The organism is Vibrio sp. PBL-C16, assembly GCF_034321865.1.
GTDB lineage: Bacteria > Pseudomonadota > Gammaproteobacteria > Enterobacterales > Vibrionaceae > Vibrio > Vibrio alginolyticus.
Map to the genome: position 1 here is coordinate 1,333,516 of NZ_JAXLNY010000002.1, position 16,584 is coordinate 1,350,099.

A 16,584-nucleotide genomic window follows, 5' to 3' on the forward strand; every position below is an offset into this window, starting at 1 on the left:
ACAGAAAAGGAGTTCAAACAATGTCTCAAACTGCAGAAAAGAAAGCAGAATTAGGTGGCGCAGGCCTTCGTGGTCAAAGCGCAGGAAGCACAGCTTTATGTACTGTCGGAAAAACGGGAACTGGTTTAACTTATCGTGGATACGATATTACTGATCTTGCGAACAACGCACAGTTTGAAGAAGTGGCTCACCTTCTGTTACGCGGTCACTTGCCGAATCAACAAGAACTTGATGCGTACAAGACACACCTACTCAGCCTTAGAGGTTTGCCAGCCGAGCTAAAACAAGCTTTAGAGTTGATTCCTGCAAGCGCACACCCAATGGACGTGATGCGCACGGGTTGTTCTGTATTGGGTAACCTAGAGCAGGAAATGAGCTTCGAGGAGCAACTGAAAGCAACCGAACGTATGCTAGCCTTGTTCCCTGCCATCATCTGTTACTGGTACCGCTTTAGTCATGATGGCGTGCGTATCAACACCGAGGATCAGACTGAAGATTGCATCGGTGGTTACTTTTTGCGATTACTTACGGACAAAGCGCCATCTGCGCTGCACAAACAAGTGATGCATTGCTCGCTCATTCTTTATGCTGAACATGAGTTTAATGCTTCTACATTCGCAGCACGCGTTTGTGCATCAACGTTGTCAGACATCCATTCTTGTATCACGGCAGCAATCGGTACGCTTCGTGGACCACTTCACGGCGGTGCGAACGAAGCGGCGATGGAAATGATTGAAGATTGGCAAACGCCCGACGAGGCGGAAGCGAACATCATGAAAATGCTAGCCAATAAAGACAAGATCATGGGCTTCGGTCATGCGATTTATCGTGAAAGTGACCCTCGCAACGCCTTAATAAAACGATGGTCCAAAGAGCTATCGAAACAAGTTGGTGATACACATCTATATGCGGTTTCTGAGCGTGTTGAATCAGTGATGAAGCGAGAGAAAGGTCTGTTCTGTAATGCGGACTTCTTCCATGCATCGGCTTACCACTTTATGGACATTCCAACCAAACTATTCACCCCAATCTTTGTGATGAGTCGTTTAACGGGCTGGGCTGCACACGTTTATGAACAGCGTGCCAATAACCGTATTATTCGCCCAAGTGCTGATTACACGGGTCCAGATCATCAAGAATGGGTGCCTATCGAGAATCGCTAGCGCGAAGGTCAACGAGGGCATTATATGCTTTGGTTGACCACCTCCTTCCTTTGTCATTCTCTCTAACAGAGGAAGGAGATCCTCTCATCACTGTGTTTCTGGAGCAATGGAAAACCTTGATGAAGGCAAGATGTAAAGACTGAATGGAAGCAAATCATGAACACAAATATTAATACCCAATATCGTAAGCCGCTTCCGGGAACTCAACTGGATTATTTTGATGCACGCGAAGCCGTCAATGCCATTTCTCCTGGATCCTATGAAACACTCCCTTATACCTCTCGCGTGCTAGCTGAGCAACTGGTCCGTCGCTGTGACCCGAACACATTGACAGATAGCCTGAAACAGTTAATTGAACGCAAACGCGATCTTGATTTTCCTTGGTATCCAGCACGCGTTGTTTGTCATGACATTCTTGGTCAGACCGCTCTAGTCGATTTAGCGGGTCTGCGCGATGCCATTTCAGATCAGGGCGGTGATCCTGCAAAAGTGAACCCAGTGGTTGAGACACAATTGATCGTTGACCACTCTTTAGCGGTTGAACATGCGGGCTTTGACCCTGATGCCTTCGACAAAAACCGCGCGATTGAAGAGCGCCGTAATGAAGACCGATTTCACTTTATCGAGTGGTGTAAAACAGCGTTTGAAAACGTCAGCGTGATTCCAGCTGGGAATGGCATCATGCACCAGATCAACTTGGAAAAAATGTCTCCTGTGGTACAAGCAAAGCAGGGCATTGCCTACCCTGACACCTGTGTGGGTACGGACAGTCACACGCCTCACGTAGACGCTCTTGGTGTTATTGCGATAGGTGTCGGTGGTCTGGAAGCAGAAACCGTCATGCTTGGCCGACCATCAATGATGCGTCTACCAGATATTGTCGGTGTCAAACTGACGGGTAAACGTCAACCGGGCATTACCGCAACGGATATTGTCCTCGCGATTACTGAGTTTCTGCGTAATGAGCGTGTGGTATCTTCATATCTTGAATTCTTCGGAGAAGGCGCACGTGATCTAACGATCGGAGACCGCGCAACGATTTCAAACATGACACCAGAATACGGCGCAACAGCTGGCATGTTTTATATTGATGAGCAGACCATCAATTACTTGAAACTAACTGGTCGAGATGAAGAACAAGTTGCTTTAGTAGAAAATTACGCAAAACAAACCGGTCTTTGGGCAGACGGTCTTGATAGCGCCGTTTACGAGCGCGTACTTGAGTTCGATTTATCATCAGTTAGCCGTAACTTGGCTGGTCCGTCAAACCCTCATCGTCGTTTACCAACTTCTGAGTTGGCACAGCGCGGCATTTCTGGAGCGTGGGAAGAGAAAGAAGGCGAGTTGCCAGATGGTGCAGTGATCATTGCTGCTATTACCTCATGTACGAATACTAGTAACCCAAGAAACGTGGTTGCTGCTGGCCTTGTGGCGAAGAAAGCCAACGAACTTGGTCTTGTACGTAAACCTTGGGTGAAATCGTCTTTTGCTCCGGGTTCTAAAGTTGCACGCTTGTATCTGGAAGAAGCGGGCTTATTACCAGAGCTAGAGAAGCTTGGCTTTGGCATTGTTGGTTACGCATGTACAACTTGTAACGGTATGAGTGGTGCGCTGGATCCAAAAATCCAACAAGAGATCATCGACCGTGATTTATATGCGACAGCGGTGCTTTCTGGTAACCGTAACTTTGATGGTCGAATCCATCCGTACGCCAAACAAGCTTTCTTGGCTTCACCACCATTGGTTGTCGCTTATGCGCTGGCCGGTACCATTCGTTTTGATATCGAGCGCGATGCACTGGGCACTGACCAACATGGCAAACCAATTTACTTAAATGAGTTGTGGCCAAGCGATGAAGAGATCGATGCAGTTGTCGGTACTCATGTTAAACCTGAGCAGTTTAAGCAAGTTTACATTCAGATGTTTAAGCTGAATGATCAAGAGCAAAATCCCAACCCGCTGTACGACTGGCGTCCGATGAGTACCTATATCCGCCGACCACCGTACTGGGAAGGTGCGCTAGCGGGAGAAAGAACATTGTCTGGTATGCGTCCATTGGCGATTCTGGGCGACAACATCACCACTGATCACTTATCACCATCCAACGCGATTCTCGCAAGCAGCGCAGCAGGTGAATACTTAGCGAAAATGGGTGTGCCAGAAGAAGATTTCAACTCTTACGCGACTCACCGTGGTGACCACTTAACGGCGCAACGCGCGACCTTCGCTAACCCAAAGCTGTTCAATGAAATGGTAAAGGAAAACGGCGAAGTCGTGCAGGGATCTCTGGCGCGTGTAGAGCCAGAAGGACAGGTGGTTCGTATGTGGGAAGCGATTGAAACCTACATGAATCGTAAACAACCATTGATCGTGGTGGCTGGCGCGGATTACGGTCAGGGGTCATCCCGTGACTGGGCAGCAAAAGGCGTTCGACTGGCAGGCGTAGAAGCCATTGTTGCTGAAGGCTTTGAGCGTATTCACCGTACTAACTTGGTTGGCATGGGCGTACTACCACTGCAATTTAAGCCAGGCGTTAACCGCAATACGCTAGAGCTGGATGGTACGGAACTTTACGACGTGGTTGGAGAAATCAAGCCGGGCGCTGATTTAGCGCTGGTTATCACACGCAGCAACGGCGATAGAGTCGATGTTCCGGTTACTTGTCGCTTAGATACCGCTGACGAAGTTCACGTGTACAACGCAGGCGGTGTTTTGCAGCGTTTCGCGCAAGATTTCTTGGCACAATAAGGAGTGCGTATGTCAAATAATACTCCGAATCAAACAAGCCAAATAAAAGTGCCCGCGACGTACATGCGTGGCGGCACGAGTAAAGGTGTCTTTTTCAACCTAGAGGATTTACCTCAAGAAGCGCAAGTGGCTGGAGCCGCACGTGACAAACTGTTGCTACGCGTTATTGGCAGCCCTGATCCTTACGCGAAGCAAATTGATGGCATGGGGGGCGCGACGTCAAGCACCAGTAAAACAGTGATTGTTTCGCGCAGCAGCAGAGCCGATCACGATGTTGACTACTTATTTGGTCAAGTGTCGATCGACAAACCATTCGTCGATTGGAGTGGTAACTGCGGCAACTTGTCTGCGGCAGTTGGTCCCTTCGCCATTCATGCTGGGCTGATCCCACAAGACCGCATTCCAGAAAATGGCATTGTGACGGTGCGTGTTTGGCAAGTGAACATAAGCAAAACGATTTTGATTCACGTGCCAATCGTCAATGGTTTCGTCCAAGAAACCGGAGAGTTTGAACTCGATGGTGTCACGTTTCCAGCGGCAGAGATTCAAGTGGATTTTGTTGATCCTTCCGATGGCGAAGGAAGTATGTTCCCAACGGGCAACTTAGTTGATGATTTAGTGGTGCCGGATGTGGGTACGTTCAACGCGACCTTTATTAACGCGGGCATACCAACCATTTTTATTGATGCTGAATCGATAGGATATCAGGGCACCGAGCTGCAAGACGATATCAACAACGATGACACAGCATTAGCAATGTTCGAATCCATCCGTGCATATGGCGCGTTAAAAATGGGCCTGATTTCTGATTTAGAAGAAGCTCAAACACGCCAACATACGCCGAAAATAGCGTTTGTTTCTAAACCGAAAAGTTACCTGTCTTCAAGTGGTAAAGCCGTTAATGAGTCGGATATTGATGTGCTCGTTCGCGCGCTGTCGATGGGCAAACTTCACCATGCAATGATGGGAACAGCAGCCGTTGCTATCGCTTCTGCTGCGTGTGTGCCCGGAACGTTAGTGAATTTAGCCGCTGGTGGCGGTGAAAAAGAGTCCGTGACTTTTGGTCACCCGTCAGGAACGTTAAAAGTTGGGGCACAAGCGAAGCAAACTGAGCAGGGCTGGGTGGTGCAAAAAGCCATTATGAGCCGAAGTGCGAGAATACTGATGGAGGGATTTGTGCATGTACCCTTCTATGTCTTCGATTAAAAGAGACGATCTTTGGATTAAAAGAGCGATCTTTGAGTAGAACGAGAGCAATGTCAGGACATACTGGAGGAAGCAATATGTCTTCATACGAAAAAGAATACTTATGGGCGAAGAATGAACCGGAGAGTTTTTGGCGCGCTCAAGCGGAGAATATCGATTGGTTTGAATCTCCTAAAACTATCTTGAAATCTGATGAAAACGGCATAGAACGTTGGTTTCCAGATGGTGTAATGAATACGTGCTGGTTAGCATTAGATTACCATTGTGAGCAAGGACGCGGTGATAATACTGCACTCATTTATGACTCGCCAGTGACAGGTCGTAAAGCCACGTACACCTATAGCGACCTACGTGACCAAGTAGCAAAAATTGCTGGCATGCTGTCTGCTCAAGGTGTTGAAAAAGGCGACCGAGTCGTTATTTACATGCCGATGATCCCAGAAGCCGCAATGGCGATGCTTGCCTGCGCGCGTTTGGGGGCGATTCATTCCGTAGTATTCGGCGGTTTTGCTCCTAATGAGCTTGCTGTACGAATTGAAGATGCAGAGCCGAAAGTGATCATGACGGCGTCGTGCGGGATTGAGATCAACAAAGTCATTCCATACAAACCAATGGTAGACAAAGCCATTATGGACAGCCGTTGGAAGCCTGAGAAAGTGTTTGTTTTCCAACGTCCAGAGTGCGACGCTGAGCTAAACCAAGAAAGAGACTTAGATTGGCAGCGAGAGTACAACCAAGCGCTGCCACATGGTTGTGTTCCGGTGTTAGCAACCGATCCGCTCTACATACTTTATACATCGGGTACGACAGGTAAGCCGAAAGGCGTTGTGCGTGATAACGGTGGCCATGCTGTCGCGATGAAGTACTCCATGAGCACAATCTATAACATTCCTCAAGATGGCGTCTTTTGGGCGGCATCTGATGTGGGCTGGGTAGTAGGGCACTCTTACATTGTTTACGCTCCACTGATTCACGGTTGCACTACTATCCTATTCGAAGGCAAGCCTGTTCGAACACCGGATCCTGGCGCATTTTGGCGAGTGTGTGATGAATATAAAGTAGATGCGTTGTTCTCTGCACCAACGGCGTTTCGTGCGATTAAGAAAGAGGACCCGGAAGGCGAGCACTTAAAACAGTACGACTTGTCGAATCTGAAAACCATCTTTATGGCGGGAGAACGCCTTGACCCTCCGACACTGGAGTGGGTTCAGAGCAAAGCGGACAAGCCCGTTATTGACCACTGGTGGCAAACCGAGACGGGCTGGGCCATCGCTGGCAACCCGACAGGTGTCGAAATGATGCCAGTTAAAGCTGGTTCTTCGACGAAGCCCATTCCGGGTTATCAGGTCGAAATTCTGAATGAACTTGGAGAGGCTGTCGGGCCTAACCAACAAGGCTTTGTCGCATTAAAACGTCCGCTACCACCAAGCTGTCTGCCAACGGTTTGGCGTAATCATGACCGTTTTGAAACTGGTTATCTTAGCCAATTCCCAGGCTACTACGTGTCAGGTGATGGTGGCTATCTGGATGAAGACGGTTACCTGTTTATTATGGGACGTATTGATGACGTGATTAATGTCGCGGGACACCGATTGTCGACAGGTGAAATGGAAGAAATAGTAGGAGGCCACCCAGCGATTGCAGAATGTGCGGTGGTTGGTATCCACGATGATCTAAAAGGTCAGCTTCCACTTGGTTTTGTTGTACTGAAAGACGGCGTCAAAGTGGATGAGCTAGACCTTGAAGGTGAGCTTGTTGGCAAAGTGCGTAGTGAGATAGGTGCAGTTGCTTGCTTCAAGCATGCGTTGGTTGTAGACCGTTTACCGAAAACACGTTCAGGTAAAATTTTGCGTCGAACTATACGTCAAATAGCTGATGGTGAAAAATACACCGTTCCGTCAACGATTGATGACCCAAGTAGCTTGAACGAAATTGAGCGAGTGCTACGACGCTGAGAAAAACTTAATTCTAACTAACCCCTGATCCTCGAACTCTGTTGGTTGGTTCTGCCTCTGTACGTTTATTAAGTGCAGGGGCCTTTTTGTTGTTCAAACAGTACAAACGTATCGTGAAAGCATTTGTGACTTGCCAATACGACGTTTTCCTCACAAACTACAGCCATTCCATTTTTAGTGACCATTTGTATGACCACGTTTGCGATTAAACCTGCGTGTTTTAGCGACCTAGAGTTGCTCAACGATCTTATGTTCGAGCTTCATGATGAGCATCATCTTCAATCTCCTGAGCTTTTCAAAACGGCAGAGGAGATAGAACAAGAAAAAAGCATTGCTCGATATATTGACGACCCTGAGTGCCTTGTTTACGTAGCAAAACAAGGAGATGAAATTATTGGCTTTATCTCTGGTCACTTCTGTGAACTTATTTCTACCGTCAGCCAGCCAGTTATGATGGGAAGTGTGGATGAGCTCTATGTGCTGCCTGAATATCGAAAACAAGGTACGGCGCAGGCATTGATTAATAAAATTGAGTCAACGTTCTCTGATTACGGTGCAAAACAGATGTTTGTTGAAGTATGGCATTTTAACCAGGGCGCAATATCTTTGTATGAAAAACAAGGATTTGCACATCATATCCACTATTTAAGAAAACCGCTGAACGAATAATCGTATTTAACTTTAATATTGTGATTTAGGTTCTATCGAATTGAAATCATTCAGTTCGTCAATAGACTTTTCTCTATAAGTTGCTCGCAATGTTAACAAATTGATATGCACCCACATTGGTATCGGCGTTTTTGTCTGCTTGTTTATTAGTAGCACGAGGATCGTGCTTACAAAAACAAGAGGACAATATTTTGAAACTAACAAAATCGTTACTTGCTTTAGCCGTTTTGCCAATGTTCGCAAGTGCTGATGATTTGTCTCAGACGCAAAATCACACTATCCAACCCCAGATCGTAGGCGGAGTAACTGCCGACCCACGTGACTGGAAATTCTACACCCAAATTGTTAGTCGTTATGGTAACCGATCATATTGTGGGGCCAGTTATATCGGGAATGGTTACGTCCTGACTGCTGCGCATTGTGTTGAGGGTGATTCTCCGAATCAGATAGCGGTTAAAATCGGTGGCGTTGTTTATAACGGTAGTGACGGTGTTCGTGCAAACGTCAGTGAGATCCATATGCACCCGGCATATCGCCGCGCGACGCTTTCTCATGACCTCGCGGTATTGAAGCTCGACTCTGTGCCTCAAGGTGTTTCTTCAGTTGAGATTGCGAATGGCAGTCTAACGCAATACGCGAGCATCGGAGATTGGCTCAGTGTTGCTGGCTTAGGGCGAACTTCTGAAGGAGGAAGCTCTCCGTCTCGATTGCAAGAGGTTGACGTCCCACTTGTGTCGGATATGACTTGCCGTCAAGCCGGTGGCAACTACACAACGGTTGGAGAAGTGTCATTCTGTGCGGGTATTCCTCAAGGTGGGATAGATTCTTGTCAGGGAGATAGTGGTGGTCCAATCGTTATTAATCGCAGTGGTGTAATTACTCAACTTGGTGTGGTCAGTTGGGGAATAGGTTGTGCTCGTCCTGGTATGTATGGGGTTTATAGCGATATCGCTGCTATGCGCAATTTTGTCGATGGTGTTATCGGAACAGCAACACCACCAAAACAGAATGTTTCTGTTGGATACACCACCGAACAGACACTGGCATCATTTAATGTTGGGGAGTTACAGCAACATAGCTTTGTTATCCAGAATTCAGGGAACACCACGTTCACTGTGGAAAATGTTCGCGCGTTTGCTTCGGGTGTTACTGATGCAGCTGTTATTGCCAATGATCAGTGCTCTCAGGCGACGTTAGCAATGAATGCAAGTTGTCGTGTTGATGTTGAATTTGGTGCTACTCAGAGCGGAGAAGCAAGAGTGGCTTTGAACTTCAACGTTGATAAGACCAGCACACAATACCAAGCGTTAGTATCTGCTCAAGCGAAAACGGTGACAACGCCTCCCACAGATAGCTGTACAACTGTATGGCAAGCCAGCTTAGTGTATCTCAAAGGAGATACGGTCACTTGGAATGGTAAAGTTTGGCAAGCGCAGTGGTGGACTCAAGGTGATAACCCAGCAGACTCAGGGCCTTGGGGTGTTTGGCAAAAAGTAGGGGATGAGAATTGCACGTCTAACTAACGATCGGGCCAGTGAATTTGAGTCGTTGACCATGAGATAAGATTCATTCTTGGTTTCAACGATCAGTACATAGTTACCATAACTGGGGTTTATTGTTTGCGAATAATAAGCCCTTTTTTATTGTGTCAACTATGAGAACCCACAAAATGTGTATGACTTTGTCCTGACGTTATCTTTATATAACTGGCAGAATTGCGATCAACATTTTATGTTTTGTCTGATTTTTGTCAGGTTTGCATTAAATTATTCTCCAGTGAGCGTTGAGATCAGGTTTTACGCGATCAACTCAGTTTGGCATAACTCGTTACTTAATTTTTGTCGAAAAAGATAAGATTAACTGCCATGATTCATTGGTTATCATTATGTTTATTTAAGGTCATATTTTGTGTTGAGACAGCTGTTATTACTCATCCTTTGTTTTATTTTGTTACCTGTTTCACCGATCTCTACGGCTAAAGCCACTGCGAGCGAAGTTAAAGGAGCGCTCTGTATTGTTCGCGCTGATGACAAGTTAGTGCTAGTTCATGAAGTATTAACGGATAAGATTTCTCTACCTGGCGGAACCATCATTGATGGTGAGTCTCCACAAGTTGCTGCTCAACGAGAAACGTGGGAAGAAACCGGTATAGTGGTTACGGTTGGAGAGGAGCTTGGCAGAACGGACACTGCGGTTTTTTACGACTGTATATCAGACTCTGACATTATCGCTTTTTCTATGAATAATTCTTTAGGTGGAAATGAACTGCCTATTTGGTTTGCCCCTCATTATGGAGTAGAAGTTGCGTCAGCGATGTTGCTTAGCCCATCTGAATTACCATCATCTTTATATCGTTATCCTGAGCAATGGCCACAAGCCACTCAGTTTTTTGATCAAGCTACCAAGCAATCAGTATCTTATGTGACTCAGTTGATCGAATCCGCGCCTTCATTTCGTCAGGTTGAATTGGCGTGGCTGATAGATTTACAGAGTTGGGTAGGGGCGTTGTCAGAAACGAGTTACGAGGTAGCTAGTCAGATCTCGAAACTGGTTATAGACCTGACAGAACCGACGGTACTACTCTTTCTATTTCCTTTTGCCATGATGCGCTTTGGTAGCCGGTTTGTGTACCGACTCTTTTTTGCAATTAGTGCAACGTCGCTTATGGTGCTTGTCGCTCAACAAGGCTTTTCGTTACCGCGCCCACATGTCTATATACCAATGATGGAGTTAACGCACAGCTTTGGCTTTAGTTTTCCTAGCTTGCCTATCGCTGTGTGGTTTTGTGTTCTGACGTTCTTGTTTCATAGAACCCAGTATTTCGGTTTGAATGGAACAACGGCAGTCTTCGTGTTCATCACTCTTACAGTGGTGTTAGGTAAGTTTTTCCTCGGCAGTGCCTTTATTTTAGATATGTTATTTGGCGCGCTGTTAGGCAGCTTGGTGGCTTGGCATGTTCTTCGATTGGAAACAAATCAAGATGTGAACGTTGATCAAGTTCTAAGCTCAAAAGGCGTCTGGTTCATTATGACTGCGGCAACAGCGGTCATCTCCGTCATCTGGCCATTACCTGTGTTTGGTCGCTGGCTAGCAATTTTAATCACTGCATCAGCGTTGGTCATGACATTTAAAGAGTCGAAAGCACATTTAGATACTCGGCAGATGATCTTTGTGACGCTGGCATTGTTGCTTGTTGATCAACTCTATTTGTACTCGGCTAATATCGTATCGTTTAGCGGTTTGTGGTCATTAGTCTTGTCGACGTTACATTATCCATTATTAATGTTGTTATTTATGCTGCTTGCAAGGAAGCTGACTTGTGAAAACCAACCGAGCAAAACGTTGCTAGATTGATGGCTGTATTTGTTATCTATTAGTATTTAAGTAAAAACAAAGCCTTGCATTACAGCAAGGCTTTTACACGTTTAGTCCACGAACAACGCCGCTTGCCTATCTTGGACGGCTAGGGATGTTAAACGTAAGAAGCTTAACGCAACAGACATGGCGGAAAGGACTATGCATTGAGCACGAACTTTTCTATAGCTTTAGCGACACCGTGCTCATCATTACTTGCCGTAATGTAGTCAGCGATTTGCTTGGTTTCTTCCATTGCATTTGCCATCGCGATACCAAGGCCAGCGTATTTCAGCATGTGGTGGTCATTTTCTGCGTCACCCATACAGATAACTTCTTCCGGTTTAATTCCCAGATACTCGGCAATTGCGGCAACACCAATACCTTTGTTGCTCGCAGGGTTAAGAAACTCAAGGAAAAACGGAGCGCTTTGAACAACCGTAAACGCTTCGCGCATTTCAGCTGGCAGTGCTGCTATAACTTCTGTTAGTTTGCTTGGCTCTGCAACCATCATAGCTTTGATGATTGGATGATCGTCTTCTAGTGATTCGAAGTTCATCTCGGTGACATTTAAGCCATTTATCTTTGCTTCAATATCGGTGTAAGGGTTGTGTTCGTTGGTGATTAAACCATGAACTTGACTAAAAGCATGGACGTACGCACCTAGCTCTTCGGCTTTTCGCGCCACCAATTTTGCAGCTTTACCATCTATGATTTGCTGGTGGATGATGTCGTTTGTGCCTACGTTCTTGACCATCGAACCGTTGTAGTAAAGAACAAAATCTCGATCGGAATGGATATTCAGTTCGTCGAGCTTGTCTTGCATTCCTTCTAATGGGCGACCAGAAGCGAGAACGACAGTAACGCCTGCTTCTCGAGCTTTTGCGATCGCTTGTTTGTTTTCTTCAGAAATGGCTTTATCACTATTGAGTAGCGTGCCATCCATATCTAGTGCGATCAGTTTATACATCATTTCTTACCTTAAAGTTTTTTGGGAGCTGTCAGTGAATAAGGCTTGGTTTAACGTTAACCAGAAACCTATATTCATTACGCTATGAAACTACAAAATGGTCTATTTTAACAATTAATTTTTGGTTTAAATTGACCTAGACACGCGTGTCCATTATGGTCTTCGCCTCGAAATGTTATGAGTTGAGTGAGTTCTGCGTTGTATAAGCTAAATGAGATGTTTGAAACCATCCAAGGGGAAGGGGTTTTCACTGGAGTCCCTGCTGTTTTTGTTCGGCTTCAAGAGTGTCCGGTTGGTTGCTCATGGTGCGATACCAAACAAACGTGGTATGCAGATGAGAATGATCAACGTCAAATAGGCGATATTCTGGTGAAAACGGAAGACTCTCCGACGTGGTGTGTTGCATCTGCCGAGAACATCGTAGAGCAATATCAACAGCAAGGCTTTAATGCTAAGCATATCGTGATTACTGGTGGAGAGCCTTGTATTTATGATCTGCGCCCTTTAACAAAGGCGTTTGAAGGTATGGGGTGCCAATGCCAAATTGAAACCAGTGGCACATCAGAAGTGATTACTTCAGAAAACACGTGGGTGACAGTGTCACCAAAAGTGGCAATGAAAGGTAAATTACCAGTGCTTAATAGCGCGTTAGAGCGGGCAAATGAGATTAAGCATCCAGTCGGCACCCAGAAAGACATCGACCACCTTGATGATCTTTTAGCAAATGCGAACGTAGCGGCTGAGACTATCATTGCACTACAACCAATTAGCCAGAAGCCTCGTGCTACGCAATTGTGTATTGATACGTGTATTGCCCGCAATTGGCGTTTGTCTGTTCAAACTCATAAATATTTGAGTATTGCTTAGACGAGAGGCTCGTCATCATTCGAAGTGGCTTTTCTATCTAATCCCGGTTTCGCGAGTAATGCCGTTGGTAGCTTTGCTATGGAATCATTGTCGATGTATCTAAACAATTTATAGCGTTGTAAAAGCTAAGCAGTGTTGGCTGCTGTGGTGTGGTGCTATCTTTGGTTCGACAATCGTTTCGCATTTAATTGATGCCACCAATCTGGCGGCATCAAAATGAAGCTCTGTTGGCTGGAGTTTCACGCTGAGATAAAACGTTTAGAAGCTAACGCAAAAGGTTTTATCCCAGCGCTATTACCGCTAACAAAGACTATTTGCTCGCTAAGTATTCTTCTAAGCCGCTTTGTCGCAGTAGGCACGCTGGACATTCACCACAGCCTTTACCAACGATTCCGTTGTAACATGTTAAAGTATTGTTTTGGACAAACTCCAACATATTGTGCTTATCAGCTAGAGCCCAGGTCTCGGCTTTAGTAAGCCACATTAAAGGAGTCTTAATATTGAAGGCTTTATCCATACCTAAATTGCAAGAGAGATTTAGAGAGCGAATAAAGTTGTCTCGGCAGTCAGGGTAACCACTAAAGTCTGTTTCGCAAACTCCCGTAATGATGTCTTGAATGCCAAGCTGGTAAGCATGGATACATGCGTAAGTAAGAAAGAGAATGTTTCTCCCTGGAACGAATGTATTGGGTACGTTAGCGTCGCTTAAGTCATTAGATACCGGAATGTTGTCTCTTGTCAGCGAGCTTATCGCTAACTCATTAATTGATTTTACATCCAGGACTTTGTGGCTTTTGATGTTAAGTTGCTTACCTAATTCGATAGCGATATCTATTTCATCTGAATGACGCTGGCCATAATCAAACGTTATAGCATGAACTTCATCATATGTATTTAATGCATCGATTAAGCAGGTCGTAGAGTCCTGCCCACCGGAAAAAACCACAAGTGCTTTTGTTGTAGCCATGTTGAACCCTTAGTTATGCTCTTTGATTCTTTGGTATTGATACGTATTCTTAGGCGTTTAATCCCAATTACGTACTCGACTTCGTGGCGATTGCGTCTGCAATCAGCTGGGCTGTGCTCTCAAGCACTCTTTGCTTGTCATCATTTGACAGCTTGTGGAGATTCACAGCAAGTTCAGCGGTGATTTCATCTTCACAAAAAAAATAGTTTAGAGGCACGTTTAGCTCATCTGCGATAAGTTTGAGCGTTTTTACGTCGGGAGTATGGCGCTCCCTTTCGTATTGATTCATCCTTGCACTTGCAGAACTATCATCCATGCCGATACGGATGCCCAGTGCTTTTTGGGACAGATTCGCTTGTTTACGCGCATGCTTAAGGCGGGCTGGGAGTGGGTTATTAAACAACACTTAAAGTTCATACGAAGGACTTGGATGACTAAGATTATCTTAGTTTTTCTGATTTGTGTATACTAAGTAATGCTTAGTTATTGCCGAGGTCGCCAAGGCCGTGTCTGTAAAACTAAAAAAGATTTCGTATCTTTAGGTTGATTAAGTGACGTTGAACCTACTTCTTCAAAAACTGCCGTATGAAGGAGCGAGTAAGGGCACGAGAAACCGCAGCGATTTGTAGAGCAGAATTTGCTCTTCACATAAACGTAGTCGTCTAAGTTGAAGAGCAATATTGTTCTTGATGATCAACTATATACTTAAGTAAATAACTGTGTCGCACAATAGATCAGAGCTGCTGCTAAGCTCATATTGATGACTTTGCCATATCTCTGGAATTGCGATTGAAGTAGCTTTCCTGCAACGGCCCAAACTACGTTGCTAAGAAGTGCGATCAAAGCAAGAATGAGGCTAGTCGCTAAGATCCAGTAGATATTCTGAGTGTGGGGCAGTACGAACGTAGAAATAGAGGTAATTCCATAAAGAATGATTTTCACATTAACGAACTGCAAACCGAAACCTGTTAAGAAACTGATACCTTTAGAATTATCCGATGAAGTTTTGATCTCACTCGTAGCAAGCCCCCAAGCCAACCAAACAATATAAGCTGCTCCAATCCATGTTAGCCAAGGTGTAATCACGGGCAAGAGGCTGATCATGTTATACGTGAAAGCGCCACAAAGTAGCATCAAAACAACATAGCCACAAAACATCCCCGAAATCACTTTTGTTGAGCGTTTTAGTCCATATTGCGTCGCGATGCTGAGCGATAAAATGTTGTTTGGCCCTGGTGTAATTGAAGTAATGATTACGTAAGTAAAAAATGCGGTGTAGATGGCGGTCATCTCTATCTCTCCTGTTTTTACTGCACTATACTTCGCTACAATTGATTAAAAAATTGAATAAATTAAAACTTAGACTTTTAATTTATTGAACTGTTGGTTGTGGAGTCTAGTCATGAATCTAAAACGCTTTCTTACTTTTAAAGCTATTGTTGAAGAAGGATCGTTTCTAAAAGCGTCACAGAAGCTTTATTGCACGCAATCAACCGTCACCTTTCAAATCAAGCAGTTGGAACAAGATCTGTCTCTGCAGCTGTTCGAAAAAATAGGGCGTAAGATGGTTTTGACTCAAGCAGGAGAAAAGATACTGCCTTACGTCTATGAACTGGCGCGAGTGATGGAAAATATTGAGGGAACAGCACAGCAAGAAAACTCGGAGCCGACCGGTGAATTGAAAGTGCTGATTGCTGAGACTCAACTTGCTTATAAGATGGCTAATGTTTTAAAAGAGTTCAGGATCAGAGCGCCCAATGTCCGACTCTCTCTGCAATCACAAAATTGCTATCAGATTCGAGATGAGTTGATAGCGGATAAAGCTGATTTAGGTGTGTTTTATCGAGTAGGTAATGACGATACGCTCAAGGTCCACGAGTTTGAGCAGGAGCCATTGGTATTGGTTGCTTCACCGCTTTAAAAGGGCTAGATTTAAAGAAGAGAGAGCAACATATTGATTTAGGGTTTATAAGCAATGGCCCTAAGTGCCTTTTTCGACAGATGTTTGAGAGCATTATTCAAGAGCGTGATATTAGCATCGACAACATGATCGAACTTAGCAGTATTAATACGATCAAAAATTGCGTTGAGAGTAATATTGGTATCTCTTACTTACCTCGTTTTACGGTTGAAAAAGAGTTGCAAGAGGGCAGTTTACAAGAGCTTGAGTTCACCGAATTTTCACAGATGATCAAGCCACTCTGCGCTTATCATGCTGGGAAGTGTGTGACGCCGGCGATGGAAGTCTTTATTGATTGTATGCGTAACGAGTATGAACGGCTTTCTACTCAGAGTCGGTGATCTTTAATATGTTCTATCTGATATAGTTTCGTTTTTACTCCTTTTTATTTTTTAAGTGGCTACTTCTAATTTATTGATTTTTATTACTTTGTTTTGAATCCGACTGTTGTGGGATGATAAATGGGATCTGATGTGAAGAGCTATTTATTGACGGAAAGAGATAAGATATAAAAACGACGGCGTGTGATAACTAGATTAGATTACATAATTAACAGTGTAATAAATGCCATTCTTTATGGATTATTTTCAACGAGACTTAATTGTTACGGTTCGTTATTATTACCTCGTTAACGCATCCATTGCTAGGAAGTTAACTTACGCATATTGTTTTTTCATCATTTGCAGCAAATATAATTTGCTGCTTTTTTTTAGCCAAAAAAGTTC

At 44.8% G+C, this 16,584-nt stretch carries 12 protein-coding genes and 1 pseudogene; 9 read left to right on the forward strand and 4 right to left on the reverse strand.

All coding sequences use genetic code 11. From position 1 onward, the window contains the following. Nucleotides 1–20 precede the first annotated feature (20 nt). The 7 genes from prpC (at nucleotide 21) to UQW94_RS14570 (ending at nucleotide 11,095) form a co-directional block, all read left to right on the forward strand. Nucleotides 21–1,163 (forward strand): 2-methylcitrate synthase, encoded by a 1,143-nt coding sequence (gene prpC, locus UQW94_RS14540; protein ID WP_005377283.1) that lies wholly within the window; start codon nucleotides 21–23, stop codon nucleotides 1,161–1,163. A 156-nt stretch (nucleotides 1,164–1,319) separates the two neighbouring features. Further along, a complete protein-coding gene (acnD, locus tag UQW94_RS14545) occupies nucleotides 1,320–3,911 on the forward strand; it encodes a Fe/S-dependent 2-methylisocitrate dehydratase AcnD (RefSeq protein WP_322142325.1) in 2,592 nt (863 codons plus the stop codon). A gap of 9 nt (nucleotides 3,912–3,920) precedes the next feature. Further along, nucleotides 3,921–5,117 (forward strand): 2-methylaconitate cis-trans isomerase PrpF, encoded by a 1,197-nt coding sequence (gene prpF, locus UQW94_RS14550; RefSeq protein ID WP_322142326.1) that lies wholly within the window; start codon nucleotides 3,921–3,923, stop codon nucleotides 5,115–5,117. A 77-nt stretch (nucleotides 5,118–5,194) separates the two neighbouring features. Beyond that, nucleotides 5,195–7,072 carry a propionyl-CoA synthetase gene (locus tag UQW94_RS14555; RefSeq protein WP_213886847.1) on the forward strand — a complete coding sequence of 626 codons (1,878 nt, stop codon included), beginning with the start codon at nucleotides 5,195–5,197 and terminating at the stop codon, nucleotides 7,070–7,072. A 189-nt stretch (nucleotides 7,073–7,261) separates the two neighbouring features. Further along, the gene (locus UQW94_RS14560; protein ID WP_005377290.1) at nucleotides 7,262–7,741 is read left to right on the forward strand and encodes a GNAT family N-acetyltransferase; all 480 of its coding nucleotides are present in this window, start codon (nucleotides 7,262–7,264) and stop codon (nucleotides 7,739–7,741) included. A gap of 191 nt (nucleotides 7,742–7,932) precedes the next feature. Then, nucleotides 7,933–9,264, forward strand: a complete 1,332-nt coding sequence (locus UQW94_RS14565) for a trypsin-like serine protease (RefSeq protein ID WP_322142327.1) — start codon at nucleotides 7,933–7,935, stop codon at nucleotides 9,262–9,264. Between the two features lie 385 nt (nucleotides 9,265–9,649). After that, nucleotides 9,650–11,095 carry a bifunctional NUDIX hydrolase/phosphatase PAP2 family protein gene (locus UQW94_RS14570; protein WP_213906145.1) on the forward strand — a complete coding sequence of 482 codons (1,446 nt, stop codon included), beginning with the start codon at nucleotides 9,650–9,652 and terminating at the stop codon, nucleotides 11,093–11,095. A 160-nt stretch (nucleotides 11,096–11,255) separates the two neighbouring features. On the opposite strand, the gene UQW94_RS14575 is transcribed toward UQW94_RS14570, so the two are convergent. Continuing rightward, nucleotides 11,256–12,065 carry a Cof-type HAD-IIB family hydrolase gene (locus tag UQW94_RS14575; protein ID WP_017821691.1) on the reverse strand — a complete coding sequence of 270 codons (810 nt, stop codon included), beginning with the start codon at nucleotides 12,063–12,065 and terminating at the stop codon, nucleotides 11,256–11,258. A gap of 216 nt (nucleotides 12,066–12,281) precedes the next feature. Here UQW94_RS14575 and queE point away from each other — a divergent pair, with 216 nt between their 5' ends. Then, nucleotides 12,282–12,932: a 7-carboxy-7-deazaguanine synthase QueE gene (queE, locus tag UQW94_RS14580; RefSeq protein WP_053350378.1), complete on the forward strand. Its 651-nt coding sequence runs from the start codon at nucleotides 12,282–12,284 to the stop codon at nucleotides 12,930–12,932. Nucleotides 12,933–13,242: 310 nt separating this feature from the next. Here the strand turns inward: queE and queC are convergent, their stop codons facing one another. The 3 genes from queC to eamB form a co-directional block, all read right to left on the reverse strand. Then, nucleotides 13,243–13,899 carry a 7-cyano-7-deazaguanine synthase QueC gene (gene queC / locus UQW94_RS14585; protein ID WP_005377298.1) on the reverse strand — a complete coding sequence of 219 codons (657 nt, stop codon included), beginning with the start codon at nucleotides 13,897–13,899 and terminating at the stop codon, nucleotides 13,243–13,245. Nucleotides 13,900–13,966: 67 nt separating this feature from the next. Continuing rightward, nucleotides 13,967–14,305, reverse strand: a complete 339-nt coding sequence (locus UQW94_RS14590; RefSeq protein ID WP_005388200.1) for a helix-turn-helix domain-containing protein — start codon at nucleotides 14,303–14,305, stop codon at nucleotides 13,967–13,969. Between the two features lie 299 nt (nucleotides 14,306–14,604). Then, nucleotides 14,605–15,189, reverse strand: a complete 585-nt coding sequence (gene eamB / locus UQW94_RS14595; protein ID WP_005388201.1) for a cysteine/O-acetylserine transporter — start codon at nucleotides 15,187–15,189, stop codon at nucleotides 14,605–14,607. 112 nt (nucleotides 15,190–15,301) lie between these two features. On the opposite strand from eamB, the pseudogene UQW94_RS14600 reads away from it, so the two are divergent. Then, nucleotides 15,302–16,200: pseudogene (locus UQW94_RS14600) on the forward strand (LysR family transcriptional regulator). Nucleotides 16,201–16,584 lie beyond the last annotated feature (384 nt).